Source organism: Phenylobacterium sp. LjRoot97, assembly GCF_964254345.1.
Lineage (GTDB): Bacteria > Pseudomonadota > Alphaproteobacteria > Caulobacterales > Caulobacteraceae > Phenylobacterium.
Genome location: NZ_CAXUTH020000001.1, coordinates 2890007 through 2912494, shown reverse-complemented (window position 1 = coordinate 2912494; position 22488 = coordinate 2890007). Strand labels below are relative to the sequence as shown.

General features: G+C 68.8%; 19 protein-coding genes and 1 pseudogene. 7 read left to right on the top strand and 13 right to left on the bottom strand.

Annotated features, from left to right (window positions below):
• The first annotated feature begins 8 nt into the window (after positions 1-8).
• Positions 9-410: a GFA family protein gene (locus ACSQ2H_RS14460; protein WP_436062085.1), complete on the top strand. Its 402-nt coding sequence runs from the start codon at positions 9-11 to the stop codon at positions 408-410.
• 4 nt (positions 411-414) lie between these two features.
• Here ACSQ2H_RS14460 and ACSQ2H_RS14455 read toward each other — a convergent pair whose 3' ends face one another.
• Together ACSQ2H_RS14455 and ACSQ2H_RS14450 are read right to left on the bottom strand one after the other, a co-directional pair.
• Positions 415-993 (bottom strand): pyridoxamine 5'-phosphate oxidase family protein, encoded by a 579-nt coding sequence (locus ACSQ2H_RS14455; protein ID WP_436062084.1) that lies wholly within the window; start codon positions 991-993, stop codon positions 415-417.
• An 87-nt stretch (positions 994-1080) separates the two neighbouring features.
• Positions 1081-1188: pseudogene (locus ACSQ2H_RS14450) on the bottom strand (PEPxxWA-CTERM sorting domain-containing protein); the annotation flags it as partial.
• Between the two features lie 626 nt (positions 1189-1814).
• Here ACSQ2H_RS14450 and ACSQ2H_RS14445 point away from each other — a divergent pair.
• From ACSQ2H_RS14445 to ACSQ2H_RS14435, 3 genes are all read left to right on the top strand, one after another.
• Positions 1815-2987 carry an acetyl-CoA C-acetyltransferase gene (locus ACSQ2H_RS14445; protein WP_293399988.1) on the top strand — a complete coding sequence of 391 codons (1173 nt, stop codon included), beginning with the start codon at positions 1815-1817 and terminating at the stop codon, positions 2985-2987.
• Between the two features lie 51 nt (positions 2988-3038).
• On the top strand, positions 3039-3737 hold the full coding sequence (locus ACSQ2H_RS14440; protein ID WP_436062083.1) for an SDR family NAD(P)-dependent oxidoreductase: 699 nt from the start codon (positions 3039-3041) through the stop codon (positions 3735-3737).
• A gap of 113 nt (positions 3738-3850) precedes the next feature.
• Positions 3851-6397, top strand: a complete 2547-nt coding sequence (locus tag ACSQ2H_RS14435) for a TonB-dependent receptor (RefSeq protein ID WP_436062082.1) — start codon at positions 3851-3853, stop codon at positions 6395-6397.
• Here ACSQ2H_RS14435 and ACSQ2H_RS14430 read toward each other — a convergent pair.
• Entirely contained in the window at positions 6378-7709 is a 1332-nt protein-coding gene (locus ACSQ2H_RS14430) for a PQQ-dependent sugar dehydrogenase (RefSeq protein WP_436062081.1), read from the bottom strand. The two genes, ACSQ2H_RS14435 and ACSQ2H_RS14430, sit on opposite strands and share 20 nt — an antisense overlap.
• A 146-nt stretch (positions 7710-7855) precedes the next feature.
• On the opposite strand from ACSQ2H_RS14430, the gene ACSQ2H_RS14425 reads away from it, so the two are divergent.
• The gene (locus tag ACSQ2H_RS14425) at positions 7856-9436 is read left to right on the top strand and encodes a carboxylesterase/lipase family protein (RefSeq protein ID WP_436062080.1); all 1581 of its coding nucleotides are present in this window, start codon (positions 7856-7858) and stop codon (positions 9434-9436) included.
• Positions 9437-9491: 55 nt separating this feature from the next.
• A complete protein-coding gene (locus tag ACSQ2H_RS14420; protein WP_436062079.1) occupies positions 9492-10499 on the top strand; it encodes a LacI family DNA-binding transcriptional regulator in 1008 nt (335 codons plus the stop codon).
• Here ACSQ2H_RS14420 and ACSQ2H_RS14415 read toward each other — a convergent pair.
• The 5 genes from ACSQ2H_RS14415 to ACSQ2H_RS14395 all read right to left on the bottom strand — a co-directional run bounded on the left by ACSQ2H_RS14415 (position 10496) and on the right by ACSQ2H_RS14395 (position 16679).
• Complete coding sequence (locus ACSQ2H_RS14415; protein WP_436062078.1) at positions 10496-11512, bottom strand: LacI family DNA-binding transcriptional regulator; 1017 nt, start codon at positions 11510-11512, stop codon at positions 10496-10498. The two genes, ACSQ2H_RS14420 and ACSQ2H_RS14415, sit on opposite strands and share 4 nt — an antisense overlap.
• Before the next feature lie 212 nt (positions 11513-11724).
• Positions 11725-12741: a biotin synthase BioB gene (gene bioB, locus ACSQ2H_RS14410; RefSeq protein WP_436062077.1), complete on the bottom strand. Its 1017-nt coding sequence runs from the start codon at positions 12739-12741 to the stop codon at positions 11725-11727.
• Positions 12738-13136, bottom strand: coding sequence for a MerR family transcriptional regulator (locus ACSQ2H_RS14405; RefSeq protein WP_436062076.1), 399 nt, complete (start codon positions 13134-13136; stop codon positions 12738-12740). Before ACSQ2H_RS14405 ends, bioB begins: the two co-directional genes overlap by 4 nt.
• Positions 13133-15109, bottom strand: a complete 1977-nt coding sequence (locus tag ACSQ2H_RS14400; protein WP_436062075.1) for an acetyl-CoA carboxylase biotin carboxylase subunit — start codon at positions 15107-15109, stop codon at positions 13133-13135. The genes ACSQ2H_RS14405 and ACSQ2H_RS14400 overlap by 4 nt, the downstream gene beginning before the upstream one ends.
• A 10-nt stretch (positions 15110-15119) precedes the next feature.
• Positions 15120-16679, bottom strand: a complete 1560-nt coding sequence (locus ACSQ2H_RS14395) for an acyl-CoA carboxylase subunit beta (protein WP_436063574.1) — start codon at positions 16677-16679, stop codon at positions 15120-15122.
• 144 nt (positions 16680-16823) lie between these two features.
• Here ACSQ2H_RS14395 and ACSQ2H_RS14390 point away from each other — a divergent pair, with 144 nt between their 5' ends.
• Complete coding sequence (locus tag ACSQ2H_RS14390; protein ID WP_436062074.1) at positions 16824-18233, top strand: helix-turn-helix domain-containing protein; 1410 nt, start codon at positions 16824-16826, stop codon at positions 18231-18233.
• On the opposite strand, the gene ACSQ2H_RS14385 is transcribed toward ACSQ2H_RS14390, so the two are convergent.
• The 5 genes from ACSQ2H_RS14385 to ACSQ2H_RS14365 form a co-directional block, all read right to left on the bottom strand.
• Positions 18230-18703, bottom strand: a complete 474-nt coding sequence (locus ACSQ2H_RS14385; RefSeq protein ID WP_436062073.1) for a DUF411 domain-containing protein — start codon at positions 18701-18703, stop codon at positions 18230-18232. The genes ACSQ2H_RS14390 and ACSQ2H_RS14385 overlap by 4 nt on opposite strands.
• Before the next feature lie 88 nt (positions 18704-18791).
• Complete coding sequence (locus tag ACSQ2H_RS14380) at positions 18792-18908, bottom strand: DUF2474 family protein (protein WP_436062072.1); 117 nt, start codon at positions 18906-18908, stop codon at positions 18792-18794.
• A complete protein-coding gene (cydB, locus tag ACSQ2H_RS14375) occupies positions 18908-19909 on the bottom strand; it encodes a cytochrome d ubiquinol oxidase subunit II (RefSeq protein WP_436062071.1) in 1002 nt (333 codons plus the stop codon). The genes ACSQ2H_RS14380 and cydB overlap by 1 nt, the downstream gene beginning before the upstream one ends.
• Complete coding sequence (locus ACSQ2H_RS14370; protein WP_436062070.1) at positions 19906-21333, bottom strand: cytochrome ubiquinol oxidase subunit I; 1428 nt, start codon at positions 21331-21333, stop codon at positions 19906-19908. Before ACSQ2H_RS14370 ends, cydB begins: the two co-directional genes overlap by 4 nt.
• Complete coding sequence (locus tag ACSQ2H_RS14365) at positions 21326-21919, bottom strand: GbsR/MarR family transcriptional regulator (RefSeq protein ID WP_436062069.1); 594 nt, start codon at positions 21917-21919, stop codon at positions 21326-21328. Before ACSQ2H_RS14365 ends, ACSQ2H_RS14370 begins: the two co-directional genes overlap by 8 nt.
• Positions 21920-22488 lie beyond the last annotated feature (569 nt).

Below are 22488 nucleotides of genomic sequence, written 5' to 3'. Positions count from 1 at the left end.
GGGCGCCGGTGCTGAGGGGGACTTGTCACTGCGGCGGGGCGCATTGGACGCTGGAGGGCGATCCTGGGCGGGTCACGGCGTGCAACTGCACGCTCTGCCGTCGCTATGGGACGCTGTGGGCGTACGATTTCGAGAACGAGCGGATCACGGTCGGCGGCCCGACGTCGTCGTACATCCGCGCCGGCGAGGATGATCCCTCGCTGGAGATCCTGTTCTGTCCGACTTGCGCGGGCGTGCTGGGCTGGCGCGGCATGCGGGTGAACCCGGACGGGCGGCGGCGGATGGCGGTCAATCTGCGCCTGGCCGAGCCGGAGGCGGTCGGAGACCTGCCCGTCGACCACTTCGACGGCCTGGAGACCTTCGACGACCTGCCGGCCGACGGCCGCTGCGTCCGCGATCTGTGGTCCTGAGCCGCTAGCGCCGGCGCGGCGGAACCACGTCGCTGAAGATCGAAAAGCTCTTCCAGGCCGGTTCGACCGGCGGCGCATCGGCCTGGGGCACGTAGGGCGAGGGGGCTTTCTGCTCCAGCTCGGGAATGTAGCGTGGGCAGTTGGGGAAGATGTCGGTCGGGGTCACCTCGACCAGCAGCTGGGCGCCCGGCCACTGCGACATCTGCGGATCCTCGCGCAGCACCCGGGCCGCGCCGTTCACCCGCAGGCGGGCGGGCTTGGCGCCGACGCCCAGGAAGAGCAGGCCGACATGCGGATTGACCTCGACGTTGCCGAGGCTGCGGAACATTCCGTTGCCGTCATAGTCAGGGAACACCAGCCGGTCGGGCGCGAGGATGCGGACGAAGCCGGGATCGCCGCCCTTGTATGAGCAGTCGGGACGTCCCTCCGCGTCGGCCGTGGCCAGGAAGAAGAACGGCAGACCCTCGATCAAGGCCTTGTCGGCGTCGGTGAAGCGGTCGTGGCGCAGCCGCTCGTAGAGCCGGTCGGCCAGGGCCTCGCTCTCGAATTCCGCCTGCAGCCCGCGTTGGCCCGAATGGTACATGCGGCCTCCCTTTTGGAGCGAAGCTAACACGAAAACGCCGCCGGCCTCGCGGCCGACGGCGCTAATCGGATCAGATTGGACCGTGCGTCAGGCGGCGACGAGCACGGCCTTGCGGCCGTGGCTGCGCAGCGCCGCGCCGGCCAGGCCGAAGCCCATGATCATCATCGCCCAGGTGGCCGGCTCCGGCACGGCCGAGGGCACGTCCAGCACGACGCGGCCGCCGGTCACCGTGCGCGGGCCGCCGGTCGACTGGAACTCGTAGGACGAGGACAGCAGGTTGGCGCCGCCTTCGGTCAGCGGGAAGAAGTCGAGGCGCAGCTGCTGGGCGTAGCCGGCGGTCGAGATCCGGAAGCCCTGGCTGGGCAGCGAGACCCAGTCGGCGAGGCTGGCGTTGTTATAGGTGAATTGCGAGAAGGCGCCGGCGGCCGAGGCGGTGATGTCGACGGCCAGCAGCGAGGTCAGGGCGTCGTTGGTCGTGAAGCTGCCGGTCAGCGTGCCGCCGCCTTGCAGCGTCACGTTGTCCAGGGTGAACACCTTGGCGGCCCAGGCCGGCGCGGCGGTGGCGATGGCGGCGATGGCGGCGGTGATGGCGATCAGGCGCTTCATGTCGGTTCCAAATCGGGAAAGCTGAGCTTTGTTGCACACGTCTAAGCAATAATGGCGCCAGCAATGCAAGTTAAAGGAGCGGTGTTCGTCGAACGGCAGATGGGCCGCGCGCGGCGCGGCTTCACGTGCGCGTAAACGCCATTGGCTTACGTGACGTCGCGCTCCTAAATGACTCGCCGACGCGCGACGGACGCGCATTTATCGGGAGCGGAACAATGGGCGAAGCCTACATCGTCGCAGCGACGCGGACGGCCGGCGGACGCAAGGGCGGCAAGCTGAAGGATTGGCATCCGGTCGACCTGGGCGCCGTGGTGCTTAACGACATCATCGAGCGCACCGGCGCCGATCCGGCTCTCGTCGAAGACGTGGTCATGGGCTGCGTCGGCCAGGTGGGCGAACAGGCGATCAACGTCGCGCGCAACGCGGTGCTGGCGTCCAAGCTGCCGGAAAGCGTGCCGGCCACCAGCGTCGACCGCCAGTGCGGCTCCTCGCAACAGGCCCTGCAATTCGCCGCCCAGGCCGTGATGAGCGGCACCATGGACGTGGTGATCGCCGCGGGCGTGGAAAGCATGACCCGCGTGCCGATGGGCCTGTCGGCCGCGCTGCCGGCCCAGAACGGCTTTGGCAACTACATGAGCCCGCGCATGAAGGAGCGTTATCCGAACATCCAGTTCAGCCAGTTCATGGGCGCCGAGATGGTCGCCAAGAAGTACGGGCTGACCAAGGACGAGATCGACCAGTACAGCTACGAGTCCCACCAGCGCGCGATCGCCGCCACCCAGGCCGGCAGTTTCAAGAACGAGATCGTCGCAATCGAGGTGGTCGACGCCGAGGGCAACAAGACCCTGCACACCGTCGATGAAGGCATCCGCTTCGACGCCAGCCTGGACGGCATTCGCGGCGTGAAGCTGCTGGCCGAAGGCGGCGCGCTGACCGCGGCCTCGTCCAGCCAGATCTGCGACGGCGCCTCGGCGGTGATGGTCGTGTCGGAAAAGGGCCTGAAGGAACTGGGCGTGAAGCCGCTGGCCCGCATCCACCACCTGTCGCTGCTGGGCCACGACCCGGTGATCATGCTGGAAGCGCCGCTGCCGGCCTCGGAACGCGCCCTGAAGCGCGCCGGCATGAGCGTCGACGACATCGACCTGTTCGAAGTCAACGAAGCCTTCGGTTCGGTGCCGGTCGCGTACATGAAGCAGCTGGGCGTCGCGCGCGACAAGATCAACGTCAACGGCGGCGCGATCGCTCTGGGCCACCCGCTCGGCGCCTCGGGCACCAAGCTGATGGCGACCCTGCTGAACGCCCTCGAGCAGCGCGGCGGCCGCTACGGCCTGCAGACGATGTGCGAAGGCGGTGGTATGGCGAACGTCACTATCGTCGAGCGACTCTAAGGCCTGTCCCGGTTCCGGACGGAGCCGGGTCGCAGTTCTAGGAGAACCCTCATGGCCGGACGCGTCTATGCAATTACGGGCGCGTTCGGCGTGCTGGGTTCGGCCGTGGCGCGCGCCGCCGCGGCCAAGGGCGCGCGGGTCGCGCTCATCGACTATGCGAAGATCCCGCCTGAGGGCCTGGGGGACGAATGCGGTCCCGAGGGCATGATCCTCGGCGGGGTCGACCTCACTGACGCCGTCGCCGCTGGCGCGGCGATCGATGCGGTCGCCAAGCATTTCGGGCGGCTGGACGCCCTGATAAATGTCGCCGGCGGGTTCCGCTGGGAGACGCTGGAAGACGGCTCCTGGGAGACCTGGCATCAGCTGTTCCAGATGAACGTGCTGACCGCCACCAACGCCAGCCGCTCGGCCATCCCGCACCTGAAGCGCAGCGCCAGCGGCCGCATCGTCAATGTCGGCGCCAACGGCGCGCTGAAGGCCTCGATGGGCATGGGCGCCTACGCGGCCTCCAAGGCCGGCGTGCACAAGCTGACCGAGGCCCTGGCCGAGGAACTGAAGGCGGACGGGGTGACCGTCAACGCCGTGCTGCCCTCGATCATCGACACCCCGACCAATCGCGCCGACATGCCGAACGCCGACTTCAGCGCCTGGGTCACACCGGCCGACCTGGCCGCGGCGATTCTGTTCCTGGCCTCGGAAGAGGCGAGGGCGGTGACCGGGGCGCTGTTGCCGGTGACCGGGCGGATTTAGCGGATCAATTGCTCCCCCAGCGGGGGAGGAGCAGGGTGCAGCTTCACACCCACGTCATGGATGTCCCCTACCCGGCGAGGTAGCGCGCCGCTCCCAGGCGCCAGGGGATAGTCATGCTTAAGTTCACGACGCGGCTGCTGGCCGCGGCGAGCGCCCTTGCGCTCACCGGCGGAGCCGCCTTCGCCCAGGACGCCACCCTTGAGGAGATCGTCGTCACCGCCCAGAAGCGCGAGCAGCAGGCGCTGGACGTGCCGATGTCGCTCAGCGCCTATTCGGCCCAGCGGCTGGAGGACCTGGGCGTCCAGGACTTCGCCGACCTGTCGCTGTTCACGCCGGGCTTCGAGGTGCAGGAGCAGTCGCCGAACAATCCGGGATTCGTGGTGCGCGGCATCACCTCGGACGAGACCAACGCCTATTCGGAAGCCCGCGTTTCGGTGTTCCAGGACGGGGTGTCGATCTCCAAGGCCCAGGGCTCGTATGTCGAACTGTTCGACCTGAAGCGGGTCGAGGTCGCCAAGGGGCCGCAATCGACCCTGTTCGGGCGCGGCGCGCTGATCAGCGGCGTCAACATCATCCAGAAGAAGGCCGACACCAGCGGCTTCGGCGGCTACCTGAAGGCCGAGGGCGGCGATTTCGGCTACTTGATGGGCGAGGGGGCCGTAAACCTGCCGATCAGCGAGGCCTTCGCGCTGCGTTTCTCGGGCCGCATCCGCCAGCGTGACGGCTACGTCGAGAACGCGCTCGGCGGCGACGCCTTCCAGTCGGTGGACAGCAAGGCCGCGCGTATCGCCGCGCACTTCGAGCCGAACGACCGCTTGAGCGCCGACTTCATCGTCAACTACCAGCGCGACGAGCCGGCCGGCACGGCCTTCAAGTCCGGCGGCTTCTCGCCGACCGACCCGACCACCGGCCGCGTGCTGGCCGGGCGCGGGGCCAGCGAACCGGCGGCGCTGCGCGCGCCGGCCGGCTTCCAGGGCGGCCGCGAGCTGGGGCTCGAGCGCACCGTCTGGGGCGCGACCGCGCTCGTCGACTACGAGATCAGCGACGCCCTCAGCCTGTCCTCGATCAGCGCCGTGCGCCGGTTCGACAGCCAGGAGACCTTCGATCCGGACGGCATCTCGCTGAACCTGCTGACCGGCCTCAACGACGCGGTCGGCGAGCAGTGGAGCCAGGAGCTGAGGCTCAACTACGACGCCGGCGGTCGCGCGCGCGGCTTCATCGGCGCGGGCCTGTTCCACGAGAACGGCCGCCAGCGGCTGCCGCTGCAGTTCGATGAGCGCATCGCCATCGCCCAGCTCGCCGGGGTGCTGAACGGCGGCCCGGTGCTGGGCCTGCCGGCCACGACGCCGGCCCCCGAGGCGCTGTTCGCCAACACCGCCTTCATCGGCCAGCTGGTGCAGGGCGTCGCGGCCCAGAGCAGCGGCGGGCGGCTGTTGCTGACCCCGGCGCAGGCCCAGGCGATCGCCGCCAACCTGCGCGCCAACCACGTGGAGGAAGCGACCAACACCAGCGAGCTGAACTCCATCGACCTGTTCGGCGACGTCTCGTTCGACGTCACCGACCGCTTCGAAGTCTCGGCCGGCCTGCGCTACACCCGCGACGACAAGACCACCGGCTTCGGCGCGCGCACGGTCGGCGGCCGCAGCGTGCTGGGCGGCGTGATCGGCGCCTCGGGCCTGGCGGCGACCGGCACGGCCCAGGGCATCGCTCAGGCCAACGCCATCATCGCCGCGCTGCAGAGCCCGCAGGTTCAGCAGATCCCCGACGCCCTGCTGCCGATGTTCGGCCTGACCTTCCAGCCGACCTCGGCCAACGGCACGCCGGTCGAGCGGGACCTGGACGACTCCGGGTTCACCTGGCGCCTGGTCGGCCGCTACAAGCTCAGCGAGGACGCCAACCTCTACGCCTCCTACGCCCGCGGGCGTCTGCCGGGGGTGCTGGCCGCCAGCGCGCCGGGCGCGCCCTATGGCGCGGCGCGGTTCGCGGCGGTGGAGGCCGAGACGGTCGACAGCTACGAGGTCGGGGCCAAGGCGGCGCTGCTCGACCGCCGCCTGCGCCTGGACGGGGCGGTCTATCTCTACGACTACGACAACTTCCAGACCGTCGAGCAGCAGGGCACGCTGTTCGTGGTCACCAACGCCGGCAAGGCCAAGGCCTATGGCTTCGAGGGCCAGGTCGAGTGGGCGGTGGCCTCGGGCCTCGACCTCTATGCGACCTACGCCTACAGCCATGCGCGGTTCGAGGACGGCGCCTATGACGGCAACCGCTTCCGGCTGTCGCCCGACCACAGCCTATCTCTGGCGGCGGACTGGAGCTTCGACGCCGTCGGCGGGCGGGTTTCCGTGCGGCCGAGCTACAGCTGGCAGAGCAAGGTGTTCTTCGGCAACGACAACGACCGCGCGGTCTTCCAGCAGCCGCCGGCCTCGCTGGTCGCCGACAACATCCAGGACGAACTGCAGGACGGCTACGGCCTGGCCAACCTGCGTGTCTCGTGGACGGCGCAGAGCGCGCCGCTGACCCTGGAGGCCTTCGTCACCAACATCGCCGACGAGGAGTACCTGATCGACGCCGGCAACACGGGCGACAGCCTGGGCCTGCCGACCTTCGTGGCCGGGCCGCCGCGGATGTGGGGCGTCGGCCTTACCTGGAAGTTCCAGTAGGCGAGGGGGCCACGCGCCACACCGCCTTGCCGACGTCGTCGGCGACCAGCAGGGCCCCGGTCTTGTCGACGGCGACGCCGACGGGCCGACCCTGCGCCTGGTCCTTCGCGTCGAGGAAGCCGGTCAGGAACGCCTCGGGCGGGCCGCTGGGCTTGCCGTTCGCGAACGGCACGAAGACCACGCGGTAGCCGCTGGGCGGCTTGCGGTTCCACGAGCCGTGCTGGCCGATGAACACCCCGCCCTTGTAGCGGGCCGGGAAGGCGTCGGCGTTGTAGAAGGCCAAGCCCAGCGAGGCGGTGTGCGAGCCCAGGGCGTAGTCGGGGACGATGGCCTTGGCGACCAGATCTGGGCGCTGCGGCGTGATCCGCTTGTCCACGTGCTGGCCGAAGTAGCTGTAGGGCCAGCCGTAGAAACCGCCGTCCTGCAGGCTGGTCATGTAGTCGGGGACGAGGTCGTCGCCGAGCATGTCGCGCTCGTTGACCGCGGTCCACGGGACGCCCGTGGCCGGCTCGAAGTCCAGGCCGGTCGGATTGCGCAAACCCGACGCGAACACTCGCGCGGGGCCCGCGGGCAGGGGATAGACGATCACCGCGGCGCGGTTGGTCTCGTTCTCCATGCCGTTCTCGCCGACGTTCGAGTTCGAGCCGACCGTGGCGTAGAGCTTCGCGCCGTCGGGGCTGGCGACGACGTTCTTGGTCCAGTGGTGGTTGATCGGGCCGCCCGGCAGGTCGAACACCTTCTCGCCGACGCCGATGATCTGGGTCTGCCCCTCGGCATAGGGGAAGGCGACCACCGCGTCGTCGTTGGCGACATAGAGCTTGCCGCCCGTCAGGGTCATGCCGAACGGCCGCTTCAGGCCTTCGGCGAAGGTGGTCCGCACCTCGGCGACGCCGTCGCCGTCGCCGTCGCGCAGCAGTGTGATGCGGTTGGGGCTGGGCATGGTCGCGCCGGCCTTTTTCTGCAGCGCATTGGCGATAATGTCGGTGATCCCCTTGGCCTTGGCCGGCTCGGAAGAGGCTTCCGAGACCAGCACGTCGCCGTTGGGCAGCACCAGCAGCCAGCGCGGATGGGCGAGGTCGCCGGCGTAGCGGGTGACGGTGAAGCCCGCCGGGGCGACCGGTGCTGTCCCGGCCGGCCAGCCGACCGCCTGGCGGGCGTTCAAGGTCGGGATCAGGCTCGACTTCGGCGGCGGCAACTGCGGCTTGGCGCCAAAGCCGGCGAACGGATCGGCCGAGCCCTGCCCACAGGCGGCGAGGGCCAGCACGGCCAGCGGCGACGCGACCCGGACCAGGGCGGACTTGAACGGAATCATGACGCAGGCCTTTGAATGAACGGGGATATTTGATCACTAGTCGGGTGAACGCACCAGCGCCGCACGACGTTCGTTTGACAACGTTATCGGGGGCGTCGACCATGCCTGCAGCAAAGCGCGGCCGCGAAGCGGCAGGGGAGGATGGCATGGTCGGAAAGGCGGGCGCGATGGGCGCAGCCATGGCTCTGGGGCTGGCGGGCGCAGCCCAGGCCCAGGGCGACATCGTCAAGGTCGAGAGCGGCCGGCTGCAGGGTGTCGTCCAGGACGGGGTGATCGCCTTCAAGGGGGTGCCGTTCGCCGCCCCGCCGGTCGGGGATCTGCGCTGGCGGCCCCCGCAGCCGGCGGCCAAGTGGAGCGGGATCCGCAGCGCCGCCGCCTACGGCCACGACTGTGCCCAGAAGCCGTTCCCCAGCGACGCCGCCCCGCTTGGGACCGAACCGGCCGAGGACTGCCTGGTGCTGAACGTCTGGCGGCCGGCCGACGCGCCGGCGAACGCCAAGCTGCCGGTCATGGTCTGGATCTATGGCGGCGGCTTCGTGAACGGCGGTTCGTCGCCGGATGTCTATTCCGGGCGCCAGTTCGCCAAGCAGGGCGTGGTGCTGGTCAGCTTCAACTACCGCGTCGGGCGGTTCGGGTTCTTCGCCCATCCGGCCCTGACCAAGGAGAGCCCCGAGGGACCGCACGGTAACTACGGCTTCATGGACCAGATCGCGGCCCTGAAGTGGGTGCAGCGGAATATCGGTGCGTTCGGTGGCGACCCCGGCAACGTGACCATCGTCGGCGAGTCGGCGGGCGGCTTCTCGATCCACGCGCTGATGACCACGCCGGTGGCCAAGGGCCTGTTCCACAAGGCGATCATCGAGTCCGGCGGCGGACGCAGCAACGTCAATGTGAAGCGCCAGGTCAGCGCCCAGGCGCCGGGCGGACCGCCGTCCGGCGAGCAGGTCGGCCTGGCGTTCGCCAAGAGCGTCGGGATCGAGGGCGAGGACGCCGCGGCGCTGGCGGCGCTGCGCCAGCTGCCGGCCGACAAGGTGGTCGCCGGCCTGAACATGATGACCATGTTCACCCCGACCTATGCCGGGCCGATGTCCGACGGCCAGATCGTGACGGGCGAGCCGGGCGCGATCTATGCGGCGGGGGGCGGGGCGGACGTGCCGCTGATCGTCGGCGCCAACAGCATGGACATCGGCTTCTCCATGGCCAAGTCGATGGACGAGGTGTTCGCGCCGTTCGGGCCTGAGCGCCGCGTGGCGGCCGAGGCGGCGTTCGATCCGGGCAAGAGCGGCGACGTCCGCAAGGTCGGGACGTTGGTGGCCAGCGACACCATGATGGTCGAGCCGGCGCGGTTCGTGGCCAAGGCCTGGGCCAAGGCCGGGCGGCCGGTCTACGCCTATCGCTTCAGCTATGTCGCGGACTCCATGCGCAAGGAGTGGCCCGGCGCGCCGCACGCCACCGAGATTCCTTATGTCTTCGACACCGTGAAGGCCAAGTACGGCGAGGCGCTGACGCCGGCGGACGCGGCGATGGCGCAGCTGGCCAGCGCCTATTGGGTCGCCTTCGCCAAGACCGGCGATCCGAACGGCGGCGATCGGCCGGCCTGGCCGCGCTACGAGCTGCCGGGCGATCAGATCCTCGACTTCGCCAATGACGGCGCCAAGGCGCAGGCCGATCCGTGGAAGGCGCGGCTCGACCTCATCGAGCAGGTCGCAGACGCGAAGATGCGCTGAAGCGGCCGCCTGCGAGAATCCACGTTATATCTGCGCGGATGAAGGGCGAGGCAGCGTGACGACGACGATCAAGGACGTAGCGGCGCGGGCAGGGCTGTCGGTGATGACCGTCTCGCGGGTGCTGAACGGCGAACGTCACGTCAGCGCGCAGGCCCGCGAGAAGGTGCAGGCGGCGATCGAGGCGCTGGGCTATCGGCGCAACGTCTTCGCCCGCGGCCTGCCGGGCGCGCGTTCGTTCCTGATCTGCATGCCGGCGCCCGAGATGATCTCGGACTATCTCGCCGAGGTTCAGCAGGGGGCGGTCGAGCGCTGCCGGGCGGCGGGGTATCACCTGGTCGTTCAGCCGTACGACGAGGGCGATGAAGTGAGAGACGCGCCGGTGACGTCGGCGTTGGCGGCCTTGCGGCCGGACGGTTTTCTGCTGGCCCCGCCGATGAGCGACAATCTGGCGGCGATGGACGCTTTGGAGCGGGCCGGAACGCCCTATGCGCGGCTGGCGCCGAGCCTTGAGCCTGCGCGCGGCGCGTGCGTTGCGATCGACGAGGTGGAAGCGGCCCGGGCGATGACGGCGGCCTTGCTGGACCTCGGACATCGCCGCATCGGGTTTGTCGGCGGCCCGGCTGGGCACGGGGCGTCCGCCTGGCGGCTGGCCGGCTATCGGCAGGCGTTGGCCGAGCACGGGGTCGGCTGCGATCCCGACCTGGAAGCCGGTGGCGACTTCATGTTCGAGAGCGGCGAGGCGGCGGGCGAGCGGCTGCTGGCGCTCGCCGAGCGGCCGAGCGCGATCTTCGCCGGCAATGACGACATGGCGCTTGGGGTGATGAGCGCAGCCCAGCGGCTGGGTCTTTCGGCGCCAAACGACCTCTCGGTGGCCGGCTTCGACGGCGGCGAGATCGCCGAACTGGCCTGGCCGCAACTAACCACGATCCGTCAGCCGGTGCAGGCGATGGGCGCGGCGGCCGCCGCGGCGATCATCGCCATGGTGGAGAGCGGCGAGCTGACGGCCAGTTCACAGCAACTCGACTTCACGCTGCTGATGCGCGGCTCGACGGCGGCGCTCTAGGCGGCGGGCGCCGCGCTCGAGGCGCGGACCTCGATCGCGAACGGCAGCTGCCGCGCGGGCTGGTCGAGGGGCTCGCCGTCGGCGAGCGTGATCAGCATGTCGGCGGCGGCCGCGCACATGAGGTCGACCGGCTGGTGGGCGGTGGTCAGTTGCGGGGAGCTGAGGCGCGAAACGCGATTGTCGTCGAAGCCGGCAAGGGCGAGATCGGCGGGCGCCGAGAGCCCGAGCTCGCGGGCCGCGGCCAGCACGCCCAGCGCCATCTTGTCGTTGGTCGCAAAGACCGCCGTCGGGCGATCTGCAGGCGCGAGCAGGGCCCGGCCGGCGGCCATGCCGGACTCGAAGGTGAAGTAGCCTTGGGCGATCCGCTGCGGCGGGACGGCGAGCCCGGCCTCATCCATCGCCCGTTCGAAGCCCGCCTGGCGCTGCTGCGAGGCGCCATGGTCGGGGTGGCCCTGCACGAACCCGATCGCCTGGTGGCCGAGCTCGATCAGGTGGCGGGTGAGGGCGTAGGCGGCGGCGTTGTCGTCGATGAAGACGCACGGGGCGGCTTCGCGCGCCGCGCTGGGGGCGATGCGAACGTGGGCGACGCCGAGCTTGTCCAGCATCGCCATCGCGGCGGGATCATCGCAGATCGGCGGGGTCAGGATGACGCCGTCGAGGCGCAGGCTGGAGATGATCTGCTCGATCTGCTGGGCGACGTCGCCCTGCGAGTCGATCGGCTCCACGACCAGATGATAGCCGGCCTCGCGACAGCGGAGCAGCGCGCCGGATTCGCCCTGGGTGACGTAGCTGTAGTTTGGGTTGTCGTAGAGAAAGCCGATCAGCCGCGAGCGGCCGCCGATCAGGCCGCGGGCGGCGTTGTTGGGCCGGTAGCGGAGGGCGGCGGCGGCGGCCAGCACGCGCTCACGGACTTCCTTGCGGACGTGGGGCTCGCCGTTCAGCACCCGCGAGACGGTCTTGAAGGACACCTCGGCCTTGGTGGCGACGTCTTTGATCGTCGGTTGCCGGGGCAAGCCAATCTCCAGCCGTGCGGGAGGAAAGCTCTCGCGCGCTTTGCGCTCGGCGACAAGCCGGCGCCGGCCGCCGGGAAACCTCAAGTTGTGATTGACAACGTTATCGGAGCGGTGTGTCTACGGGTCGCGCCAACCCGCGCAAAAAACTGGCGGGTCCCGGATGCCCCCGGGACCCGCCGCACTTTGTCGGACGGCGTCGGCGTCGGCGCCGACTAGGCCATGCCCATCACATCTGCTTCGGAAAGGTCGACGCGCTGGCGCGGCTCGCCCATGGTCATGGGGCGCAGGCCGAGGTCGGTCATGAGCGCGGCGTCGGTGTCCTTGTCGGGGTTGGCGGTGGTCAGCAGCTTGCCGCCGATGAACATCGAGTTGGCCCCCGACAGGAAGCACAGCGCCTGCAGTTCGCGGCTCATGTGCTCACGGCCGGCCGAGAGCCGGACCACGGTTTTCGGGCAGACGATGCGGGCCACGGCGATCATCCGCACGAACTCCAGCGGGTCGACCGCCTCGGAATCGCCCAGCGGCGTGCCGGGGATCGGCATCAGGTCGTTGATCGGCAGCGAGTTCGGATGCTCGGGCAGGGTGGCCAGGGCGTGCAGCAGGCCGGCGCGGTCGGTGCGGGTCTCGCCCATGCCGACGATGCCGCCGCAGCAGGTCGACATGCCGACCGAGCGCACGGCCTCCAGGGTGTCGAGCCGGTCCTGGTAGGTGCGGGTGGTGACCACCTGGTCGTAATAGTCCGGGCCGGTGTCGAGGTTGTGGTTGTAGTAGTCGAGGCCGGCGTCCTTGAGCGACTGGGCCTGGTCGCGGGTCAGCATGCCGAGCGTGGCGCAGGTCTCCAGGCCCAGCGCCTTAACCCCCGAGATCATCGCCGCCACCTTCGGCACGTCGCGGTCCTTCAGGTCGCGCCAGGCCGCGCCCATGCAGAAGCGCTGCGCCCCGCCGGCCTTGGCCTCCATCGCCGCGGCGATGACGCTCGTCGCGTCCATCAGCTTGCCGGCCTTCACGCCGGTCTCGAAGTGCTGGCTCTGGCTGCAGTAGCCGCAGTTCTCGGCGCAGCCTCCGGTCTTGACGCTGAGCAGCTGCGAGAGCTGCACCTCGCTCGGATCGAACCAGGCCCGGTGCACCGCCGCGGCCTGGAACACCAGCTCCATGAACGGCAGCTCGAACAGACCCTCGACGTCGGCCAGCGTCCAGTCGTGACGCGGCTCTGCGGGATCGAACCTCACGCGCGCATCTCCACCGGCCACGGGGCGGTCTGGCGATGCACGAGCAGCGCGCTGAGCGCAGCCTCGGCCTCGCGGCGCTCCTGTTCCAGCACCTTCAGGCGTTCCGACAGCCGCGAAACGGCATAGTCGATGTGGGCGCTGCGATCGCCGCCGGCGTCCTGGCGGCTGAGGATGGCGGCGATGTCGTCGAGCGAGAGCCCTGCGCGCCTGAACTCGGCGATGGCGCCGAGCCGCGACAGCGCGTCCTCGTCGTAGCGGCGGCGGTTGAGCTGGTCGCGGCCGGCGCGGACCAGACCGAGCTCCTCATAGTAGCGGATCGCCCGGGCGGTCAGGTCGAGGCGGCGCATCACTTCGCCGAGCGGGATGCTCTGGGTGGTGGATGTCATCTGCATCATGCGAACTCCACGAGGACTTCGTCGGCGGCGACGGAGTCGCCGGCCTTGGGACCGACCGTCTTGACCACGCCCTCGCGCTCGGCCCGGATGATGTTCTGCATCTTCATGGCTTCGACGACGGCGACGGCCTGACCGGCCTGGACAGTCTGGCCCGGTTCGACGTCGAGGCTGACGACGAGGCCGGGCATCGGCGAGAGGATCATCTTGGACGTGTCTGCCGCCTGCTTGGGCGGCAGCTTCTGGTGCAGCTCGGCCGAGCGCGGGGTCAGCACCAGCACGTGGACGAGGGCGGCCCGATGGCGGATCATGAAGCCCTCGGCCGCCGGCTTGACGCTGGCGGTGAACGGGCGGCCGTCGAGCTTGGCCTTGAACAGCGGCAGGCCGGGACGCCAGGCGATCTCGGTGAGCTGGACCGTCCGGCCGTCCTCGAAGGCGACGGTGACGTGGTCGCCGCCGTTGGTGACGCGGACCTTGCGATGCTCGGGACCGGCGACCACCACCCATTCCTCACGCACGAGCTGCGGGGCTGAGCGAGCGGCCAGGCGGCGGTGCATGGCGCAGGCCGTGGCGGCCATCAGGTCGCGCTGCGAGGCGGTGGGCTCGACGCCGTGGAAGCCCTCGGGGAACTCGTCCTTGATGTAGTTGGTCGAGAGTTGGCCGGAGACGAAGCGCTCCTGGTCCATGACGGCGGCCAGGAACGGGATGTTCTGCCCCAGGCCCTCGATGTGGAAGTCCTCGAGCGCGCGGCCCATGGCGGCGATGGCGCCCTTGCGGTCGGGGCCCCAGGTCGAGAGCTTGGAGATCATCGGGTCGTAGAACATCGAAATCTCGTCGCCTTCGCGCACGCCCGCGTCGTTGCGGACCTTGGCGGCGCCGGCCTCGCCCTCCAGCGGCGGCGAGTAGCGGACCAGGCGGCCGATCGACGGCAGGAAGCCGCGATAGGGGTCTTCGGCGTAGATGCGGCTTTCGATGGCCCATCCGTTGATCGAGAGGTCCGACTGCTGGAAGGCGAGCTTCTCGCCGTAGGCCACACGGATCATCTGCTCGACCAGGTCGACGCCGGTGATCAACTCGGTGACCGGATGCTCGACCTGCAGGCGGGTGTTCATCTCCAGGAAGAAGAAGCTCTTGTCCTGACCGGCGACGAACTCGACGGTGCCGGCGCTGTCGTAGTTGACGGCCTGGGCGAGGGCGACGGCCTGCGCGCCCATGGACGCGCGGGTGGCCTCGTCCAGCAGCGGGGAGGGAGCCTCCTCGATGACCTTCTGGTTGCGGCGCTGGATCGAGCATTCGCGCTCGAACAGGTGGACGACATTGCCGTGCTTGTCGCCCAGCACCTGGATCTCGATGTGGCGCGGGCTCTCGATGAATTTCTCAATGAAGATCCGGTCGTCGCCGAAGCTGGCCTTGGCTTCGGCACGGACGGCCGGGAAGCCTTCCTCGACGTCCTTCTCGTTCCAGGCGACGCGGATGCCCTTGCCGCCGCCGCCGGCGCTGGCCTTGATCATCACCGGATAGCCGATCTCGGCGGCGATCTTCAGGGCGTGGGCGACGTCGTCGATCTCGCCGACATGTCCCGGCACGGTGGAGACGCCGGCCTTGGCGGCGAACTTCTTGCTCTCGATCTTGTCGCCCATGGCCTCGATGGCCTTGGGGTTGGGACCGATGAAGACAATGCCCTCGTCGGCCAGCCGCTTGGCGAAGCCGGCGTTCTCCGAGAGGAAGCCGAAGCCGGGGTGCACGGCCTGGGCGCCGGTGGCGCGGCAGGCGGCGACGATCTTGTCGGCGACCAGGTAGCTCTCGGCGGCGGGCGAGCCGCCGATGAAGACGCTCTCGTCAGCCATCTCAACGGCCATCGAGTCGGCGTCAGCCTCGGAGTAGACGACGACCGTGGCGATGCCCATCCGGCGGCAGGTCTTGATGATGCGGACCGCGATCTCGCCGCGGTTGGCGATCAGGATTTTCGTGAACATAAAGCGCGACCTACAGCGGGATGTTGTCGTGTTTCTTCCAGGGATTGGCGAGTTGCTTGCCCTGGAGGTTCTTCAGCGCGTTTGCGATGCGCCGGCGGGTGGAGTGGGGCATGATGACATCGTCGATGTAGCCGCGTGAAGCGGCGACGAACGGATTGGCGAAGCGCTGCTTGTACTCGGCCTCGCGGGCGGCGATGGCCTCGGGGTCGCCGATCTCGGAGCGGAAGATGATCTCGACCGCGCCCTTGGAGCCCATGACCGCGATCTCGGCCGAGGGCCAGGCGTAGTTGACGTCGCCGCGGATGTGCTTGGAGCTCATGACGTCATAGGCCCCGCCATAGGCCTTGCGGGTGATCAGGGTGACCTTCGGCACCGTGGCCTCGGCGTAGGCGAAGAGGAGCTTGGCGCCGTGGCGGATCAGCCCGCCCTGTTCCTGCTTGGTGCCGGGCATGAAGCCGGGCACGTCGACCAGGGTCACCAGCGGGATCTCGAAGGCGTCGCAGAAGCGCACGAAGCGCGCGGCCTTTCTGGACGAGTCGATGTCCAGCACCCCGGCCAGCACCTGCGGCTGGTTGGCGACGACGCCGACGGTGGCCCCGTCGATGCGGCCGAAGCCGCAGATGATGTTCTTGGCGAAGTCCGGGCTGATTTCGAAGAAGTCGGCCTCGTCGACGACCTTCAGGATCAACTCCTTCATGTCGTAGGGCTTGTTGGGATTGGCCGGCACCAGGCTGTCGAGCGAGGGCTCCAGCCGGTCGGTCCGATCGAAGCTCTCGCGCACCGGCGGCTTCTCTCGGTTGGAGAGCGGCAGGAAGTCGACCAGCCGGCGCACCTGGGTCAGCGCCTCCAGGTCGTTCTCGAACGCGCCGTCGGCGACGCCCGACTTCAGCGCATGCACCCGGTAGCCGCCGAGCTCCTCGTGGGTGACCTCCTCGTGGGTCACGGTCTTCACCACGTCCGGGCCGGTCACGTACATGTACGAGGTGTCCTTCACCATGAAGATGAAGTCGGTGATCGCCGGGGAGTACACATCGCCGCCGGCGCAGGGGCCCATGATCACGCTGATCTGCGGGATGACGCCGCTGGCCAGGGTGTTCTGCAGGAAGATGTCGGCGTAGCCGGCCAGGCCGTCGACGCCTTCCTGGATGCGGGCGCCGCCGGCGTCGAACAGCCCGATGATCGGGGCCCCGACCTTCAGCGCCTGCTCCTGCACCTTGACGATCTTGCGGGCGTGGGCGTTCGACAGGCTGCCGCCGAACACCGTGAAGTCCTTGGAGAACACGAACACCAGCCGGCCGTTGATCCGGCCCCAGCCGGTCACCACCCCGTCGCCCGGCACCCGGTTGTCGGCCATCCCGAAGTCGGTCGCCCGGTGCTCGACGAACATGTCGAACTCCTCAAACGAACCCTCGTCCAGCAGCAGGTCCAGACGCTCGCGCGCCGTCAGCTTGCCCTTGCCGTGCTGGCTGGCGATCCGGCGCTCGCCCCCGCCCAGACGCGCCTCGCCACGGCGCTTCTCAAGCTCTTCAAGGATGTGCTTGGCGCCCGTCGGCGCGAGGTTTCGGACGATGGAGTTCACGGGCCTGGCCTCAGTCTGAGCGCCATCGAAAGCAGGCGCGAACCTGCGATAGGCGCCAGGGCAGGTGACGTCATGTGAATAGAGGCGCTATTGTGAAAAACACGCTTCGCAAATTCACATTCTGCAAAGTTGCAAATGTCGCAAAAGCTGTTCGTCGGACCGAAGGTGCGCCGCCTGCGCGAGGCGAGGGGATGGAAGCTGGAGCCTTGCGCGGCAAGGCTTGGCCTGTCGGTCAGCTACCTCTCGCAGATCGAGGCCAACCAGCGGCCGGTCACCGCGCGGGTGCTGATCTCGATGATGCGAGTGTTCGATGTGGACGCCGCCTCGCTCGACGCCGACGACGACCAGCGGATGATCGCCGACCTGCGCGAGGCGACCGCGGAATCGGCCGCCGAGGCCCCCGCGCCGTCGCTGGCGGAGCTGAAGCTGGTGGTGACCAACGCGCCGAGCTTTGCGCGGCACTACCTCGATCTGCACCGCGCGCACCGCCGGGCCGGCGAGCGGCTGAGCGCCACCGACGAGGCCTTGTCGCTGGACGAGACGGTCGCGGCCAGCGCGCAGCTGCCCTACGAGGAGGTGCGCGACTACTTCCACTACAAGAACAACTACATCCACGCCCTGGACGTGGCGGCCGAGCAGCTGCACGGCCGGTGCGGGCTGGTGCCCGAGATCCCGCTGGAGAGCGCGCTGGAGGCCTATCTGCGCGACAAGCTTCAAGTGACCGTGCGGCGGGTGGCGGAAGGCGACCTGATGCGGCGCTACGACCCTGGTAAGCGGGAGCTGACGCTGAACATGGCCCAGCCGGCCGAGACGCGGACCTTTCAGATGGCCTGCCACGTGGTCGCCGCCGAACTGGGCGAGATCATCGAGGCGGAGCTCGAGGCTTCCGAGCTGCGCAGCCCGGCGGCGGTCGACATCTGCCGGATCAGCCTGACCAACTATGCGGCCGGGGCGCTGGTGCTGCCGTACGAGGCGTTTCGTCAGGCGGCGCAGGAGCTGCGCCACGATATCGACGCCCTGACCCTGCGGTTCCAGTCCAGCTTCGAGCAGACCTGCCACCGCTTAAGCACGCTGCAGCGGCCGAGCGCACGCGGGGTGCCGTTCTACTTCGTGCGGGTCGATCCGGCCGGGAACATCACCAAGCGCCACAGCGCCACGAGGTTCCAGTTCGCGCGGTTCGGCGGCACTTGCCCGTTGTGGAACGTGCACGAGGCGTTCGGACGCGACGGCCGCATCCTGACCCAGGTGGCCGAGATGCCGGACGGCGCGCGCTATCTGTGCCTGGCCTGGAGCGTGCTGAAGCGGTCGGGCGGCCACGGCACGCCGGACCGGCGCTACGCCCTCGGTCTGGGCTGCGAGGTCGAGTACGCCGACGCCATCGTCTATTCCGACGGCGTGGACCTGAAGGGACCGCCGGCGCGGATCGGGGTCAGCTGCCGGATCTGCGAGCGCGACGACTGCCTGCAGCGGGCGTTTCCGCCGGTCGACCGCAGCTTCCGGGTGTCGCGCACCGAGCGCTCGATCGTACCGTTCTCGCTCAGCTAGCCGTGGCGGGCGAAGACCTGGGCCTTTCCGGATCGGTCGAGGAGCAGCAGGGTGGCGTAGGCTTCGGTCTCGCCGCTGGGGCTTTCCATGCCGGGCGAGCCGATCGGCATGCCAGGAACGGTCAGGCCGATCGCCTTAGGGCGTTCCTTGAGCAGGCGCAGGACGTCGGCGGGCGGGACATGGCCCTCGACGGCGTAGCCGCCGATCAGACCCGTGTGGCAGGACGACAGGTCGAAGGGGATGCCGTGCTTCTCGCGGATCGGCGTCAGGTCCTCGACCTCGTGCACCGTCGGCTTGAATCCGGCGCGGGTCATGTAGGTGATCCAGCCCTTGCAGCAGCCGCACCAGGGCGTCTTGTAGACGACCAGATCGAGCGGCGGCGCGGCCTGGGCGCAGCCCGCCGTCAGCAGCAGGACAGATGCCGCCAACAGCAGGTGCCGCCGATCGGGGGCCGGGTTCGACGAACTCATTTACTCAACACCATACTCAAAGGCGTGGCCCCGAAGGCGGGGGGAGACCCGCCTAGATAGGATACGCGCGTCGCGCGGCGGTCCCTCATCACAGCAGCCAGGCGCGGAGCAGATAGCTCACGGCGCCGACGGTGAGGACGCCGGCCAACCAGAGGCCGACGAACCAGGCCAGCCGCCGCCAGGACGAGGAGGAGGGGGCGGCCATCAGTGATAGCCCTCGTGGCCGACCTTGCCGCGGAACACCCAGTAGGCGTAGCCGGTATAGGCCAGGATGATCGGGATCAGCACCGAGGCCCCGACCAGCATGAACATCAGGCTGGAGTCGGGGGCCGCGGCCTCCCAGATGGTCACGGCGCCGGGCACCACGTGCGGGAACATGCTGATCCCCAGCCCCACGAAGCTGAGCGCGAAGAGGGCCAGCGCCAGCAGGAAGGGCCAGCGCTCGTGGCCCTTGCGCAGGCTGCGGAAGAACAAGACCGCGCCGATCAGCACCAGCAGCGGCACCTGGGCGGTGAGCAGCACGCTCGGCCAGGCGAACCAGTTCTCGTAATAGGCGCCTTCGAGGAACGGGGTGGCGGCGCTGACCACGCCGATCAGCAGGACCGTGCCCGCGCCGAGCCAGGCCGACATGCGCCGCATGTGAGACTGCATGGCGCCTTCGGTCTTCATGACCAGCCAGGTGGCGCCGAGCAGGGCGTAGCCGACGACCAGGCTGACGCCGGTGAGCAGGCTGAAGGGCGTCAGCCAGTCCCACCACCCGCCCGCGTACTGGCGGCCCTCGACGGCGATCCCTTGCAGGAGCGCGCCCAGGGTCACGCCCTGAGCGAAGGTGGCGATCACCGAGCCGGCGGTGAAGGCGAAGTCCCAGAACGGCCGGTGGTCCGGGTCGCGCCAGCGGAACTCGAACGCCACGCCGCGGAAGATCAGCGCCAGCAGCATGGCGATGATCGGCGCGTAGAGGGCCGGCAGCACGATCGCATAGGCCAGCGGGAAGGCGGCCATCAGCCCGCCGCCGCCCAGCACCAGCCAGGTCTCGTTGCCGTCCCAGACCGGCGCGACGGAGTTCATGGCCGAGTCCCGCTCGGGGCCAGGCTTGAAGGTCGGGAACAGGATGCCGATGCCGAGGTCGAAGCCGTCCATGACGACGTAGGCGAAGACGGCGAAGGCGATGACGAACGCCCAGACGAAGGGGAGGTCGAGGCTCACGAGGCGTCTCCCTGGCCGGTGCGGTGGACGGGAATGCCGGGGGCGGGCGTGATGCCGGCGGTGCGCACCGGATGGTCGGGCGCAGGCTCCAGGCCCGGCTCGCCGGGATGCGGCGCGTGGCTCATCAGTTTCAGGATGTAGCCCGTGCCGGCCGAGAACACGATGAAGTAGACGACCACGAAGGCCAGCAGCGAGGCTGCGACGGCGGGCGCATCGAGCGGCGCGGCCGACTGCGAGGTGCGCAGCAGGCCGTAGACCGTGAACGGCTGGCGGCCGACCTCGGTCGTCACCCATCCGGCCAGGACGGCGACGAAGCCGGCGGGGCCCATGACCAGGGCGAAGCGGTGCAGCCAGGTCCAGTCGTAGAGCTTGCGGCGGGTGCGGGCGAGCAGGCTGACCGCGCCGAGGGTCAGCATCAGCATGCCCAGGCCGACCATGATCCGGAACGACCAGAAGACGATGGAGACGTGCGGCCAGTTCTCGCGCGGCACGGTGTCGAGCCCAGCCAGCGGCGCGTTCGGGTCGTGCTTGAGGATCAGCGACGAGGCTTTCGGGATCGAGATTGCCGAGTGGACGGTGGCGGCCTTCTCGTCGGGGATGCCGAACAGGATCAGCGGCGCGCCTTCCGGGTGGCTCTGGAAGTGGCCCTCCATGGCCATGACCTTGGCGGGCTGGTGCTCCAGGGTGTTCAGGCCGTGCATGTCGCCGGCGAAGATCTGGATCGGGGCGGCCACGGCGATCATGCCCATGGCCATGTTGAACATCACCCGCGCCCCGGCGTTGGTCTTGTCCTTCAGCAGGTGCCAGGCCCCGACCGCGCCCACCACCAGGGCGGTGGTCAGATAGGCGCCGAGCACGGTGTGGACGAGCCTGTAGGGGAACGACGGATTGAAGACGATGGCCCACCAGTCGGCCGGTTCGAACTGGCCGACGGCGTTCATCACGAAGCCCTGCGGCGTCTGCATCCAGCTATTGGCCGAGAGGATCCAGAAGGCCGAGATGAAGGTGCCGATCGCCACCGCCAGGGTGGCCATGTAGTGCAGCTTGGGGCCGACCCTGTTCATGCCGAACAACATCACGCCGAGGAACCCGGCTTCCAGGAAGAAGGCGGTCATCACCTCGTAGGCCATCAGCGGGCCGATCACCGGTCCGGCCTTGTCGGAGAACACCGACCAGTTGGTGCCGAACTGGTAGGACATGGTGATGCCGGAGACGACGCCCATGGCGAAGGCCAGGGCGAAGATCTTCAGCCAGTACTTGAAGAGGTTGAGATAGACCTCCTTGCCGGTCTTCAGCCACAGCCCCTCGAGCACGGCCAGGTAGCTGGCCAGACCGATCGAGAAGGCCGGGAAGATGAAGTGGAACGAGACGGTGAAGGCGAACTGAGCCCGTGCCAGGGTCAGGGCGCTGATGTCGTCAAACATCGGCCTGTCCCTCGGTCTTGCCGCGCCGCCGCGCCTTGCCGCCGGCGACCACCTTCAGGCGGTCTTTGATCTCGAAAACCTTCTGCACCTTGGAGCCCACCTCGAGCAGTTGGATCAGGGTCTGGGTCTCGAGCTTCTGAATGTCCTCCGACCAGCGGGTGACAAGCTCGATGAGGCCGTGCATCTCGGCCATCCGCGCCTGGGCGTGGCGTTCGCCCTCAGTCGCCGGCGTCTCGACCAGCGCCTGGCGCAGCATCGACAGGGTCGGGTCGATCTCCCGCTTGCGCCGTTCCTCGGCCAGGATGCGCACGATCTCCCAGATGTCCTCGGGCGTCGAGAAGTACTCGCGCCGGTCGCCGGGCTTGTGCTGCAGCTTCACCAGCCGCCAGGACGACAACTCCTTGAGCCCCATGCTGACGTTCGAGCGCGAGAAGCCGAGCTTCTCGGTGATGTCGTCGGCGTTCAGCGGCTCCTCGGCCAGGAACAGCAGAGCGTAGATCTGGCCGACCGTGCGGCTGATGCCCCAGCGGCTGCCCATTTCGCCGAAGTGGAGGACGAAGGCCTGGGTGAGGGGAGGAAGATTCATGTTCTCTCGAACTTTCAGGAATTTCTGAAAATTAGAAAATCAACGACGCTGGGTCAATGCTCCGCGCGGCGGCCGAACGCCGCGCGGGTGGAAAGCGGACGCGCGCTGTACTAAGTGGCGCACGAACCCCCGCCGCCCGAGCGCATCCCTTGACCACCCCGACCGCACATCGCGACAGCTACCGACTGTCCGTCGCACCTATGATGGACTGGGTAGATAAGTCTTAAAAATCAGATGGTTGCGAGAGCATCGGCGCTCGCTTTGCTCATCATACGTTCTCGTAGAATTTCATTTTTGTTCGCGCCTCTGTCGGCGTTTCCAGAACTGGACCGACTGGGCAGGCGGTACTGAACCGCGCCTTCCGCCGATGCCGCTCGTCGGCAATGTCTCAGTCGAGATCATTGCCGACCCTCGGAATGTCCGCTCTAGGGCGTCTGCCCAAGCTTAGCCGCTTAACGGCAGAGCCTGACTCGTTTTGGATCGCCCGCTTCAGGCGCCATGTGGCAGCGTCCCCGGTTTGGCCGAGCTTGATCCCAGGGCGACGTTGCAATCGCTCCCTCTTCGCCGGT

Excerpts from the sequence above, each read along its gene's own strand:
- ACSQ2H_RS14430 (WP_436062081.1), bottom strand. The coding sequence starts at position 7,709 with ATGATTCCGTTCAAGTCCGCCCTGGTCCGGGTCGCGTCGCCGCTGGCC.
- ACSQ2H_RS14440 (WP_436062083.1), top strand. The coding sequence starts at position 3,039 with ATGGCCGGACGCGTCTATGCAATTACGGGCGCGTTCGGCGTGCTGGGT.
- ACSQ2H_RS14380 (WP_436062072.1), bottom strand. The coding sequence starts at position 18,908 with ATGGCCGCCCCCTCCTCCTCGTCCTGGCGGCGGCTGGCCTGGTTCGTC.
- ACSQ2H_RS14405 (WP_436062076.1), bottom strand. The coding sequence starts at position 13,136 with ATGATGCAGATGACATCCACCACCCAGAGCATCCCGCTCGGCGAAGTG.
- ACSQ2H_RS14370 (WP_436062070.1), bottom strand. The coding sequence starts at position 21,333 with ATGTTTGACGACATCAGCGCCCTGACCCTGGCACGGGCTCAGTTCGCC.
- ACSQ2H_RS14425 (WP_436062080.1), top strand. The coding sequence starts at position 7,856 with ATGGTCGGAAAGGCGGGCGCGATGGGCGCAGCCATGGCTCTGGGGCTG.
- ACSQ2H_RS14455 (WP_436062084.1), bottom strand. The coding sequence starts at position 993 with ATGTACCATTCGGGCCAACGCGGGCTGCAGGCGGAATTCGAGAGCGAG.
- ACSQ2H_RS14365 (WP_436062069.1), bottom strand. The coding sequence starts at position 21,919 with ATGAATCTTCCTCCCCTCACCCAGGCCTTCGTCCTCCACTTCGGCGAA.
- ACSQ2H_RS14385 (WP_436062073.1), bottom strand. The coding sequence starts at position 18,703 with ATGAGTTCGTCGAACCCGGCCCCCGATCGGCGGCACCTGCTGTTGGCG.
- ACSQ2H_RS14445 (WP_293399988.1), top strand. The coding sequence starts at position 1,815 with ATGGGCGAAGCCTACATCGTCGCAGCGACGCGGACGGCCGGCGGACGC.
- ACSQ2H_RS14400 (WP_436062075.1), bottom strand. The coding sequence starts at position 15,109 with ATGTTCACGAAAATCCTGATCGCCAACCGCGGCGAGATCGCGGTCCGC.
- ACSQ2H_RS14390 (WP_436062074.1), top strand. The coding sequence starts at position 16,824 with ATGTCGCAAAAGCTGTTCGTCGGACCGAAGGTGCGCCGCCTGCGCGAG.
- ACSQ2H_RS14435 (WP_436062082.1), top strand. The coding sequence starts at position 3,851 with ATGCTTAAGTTCACGACGCGGCTGCTGGCCGCGGCGAGCGCCCTTGCG.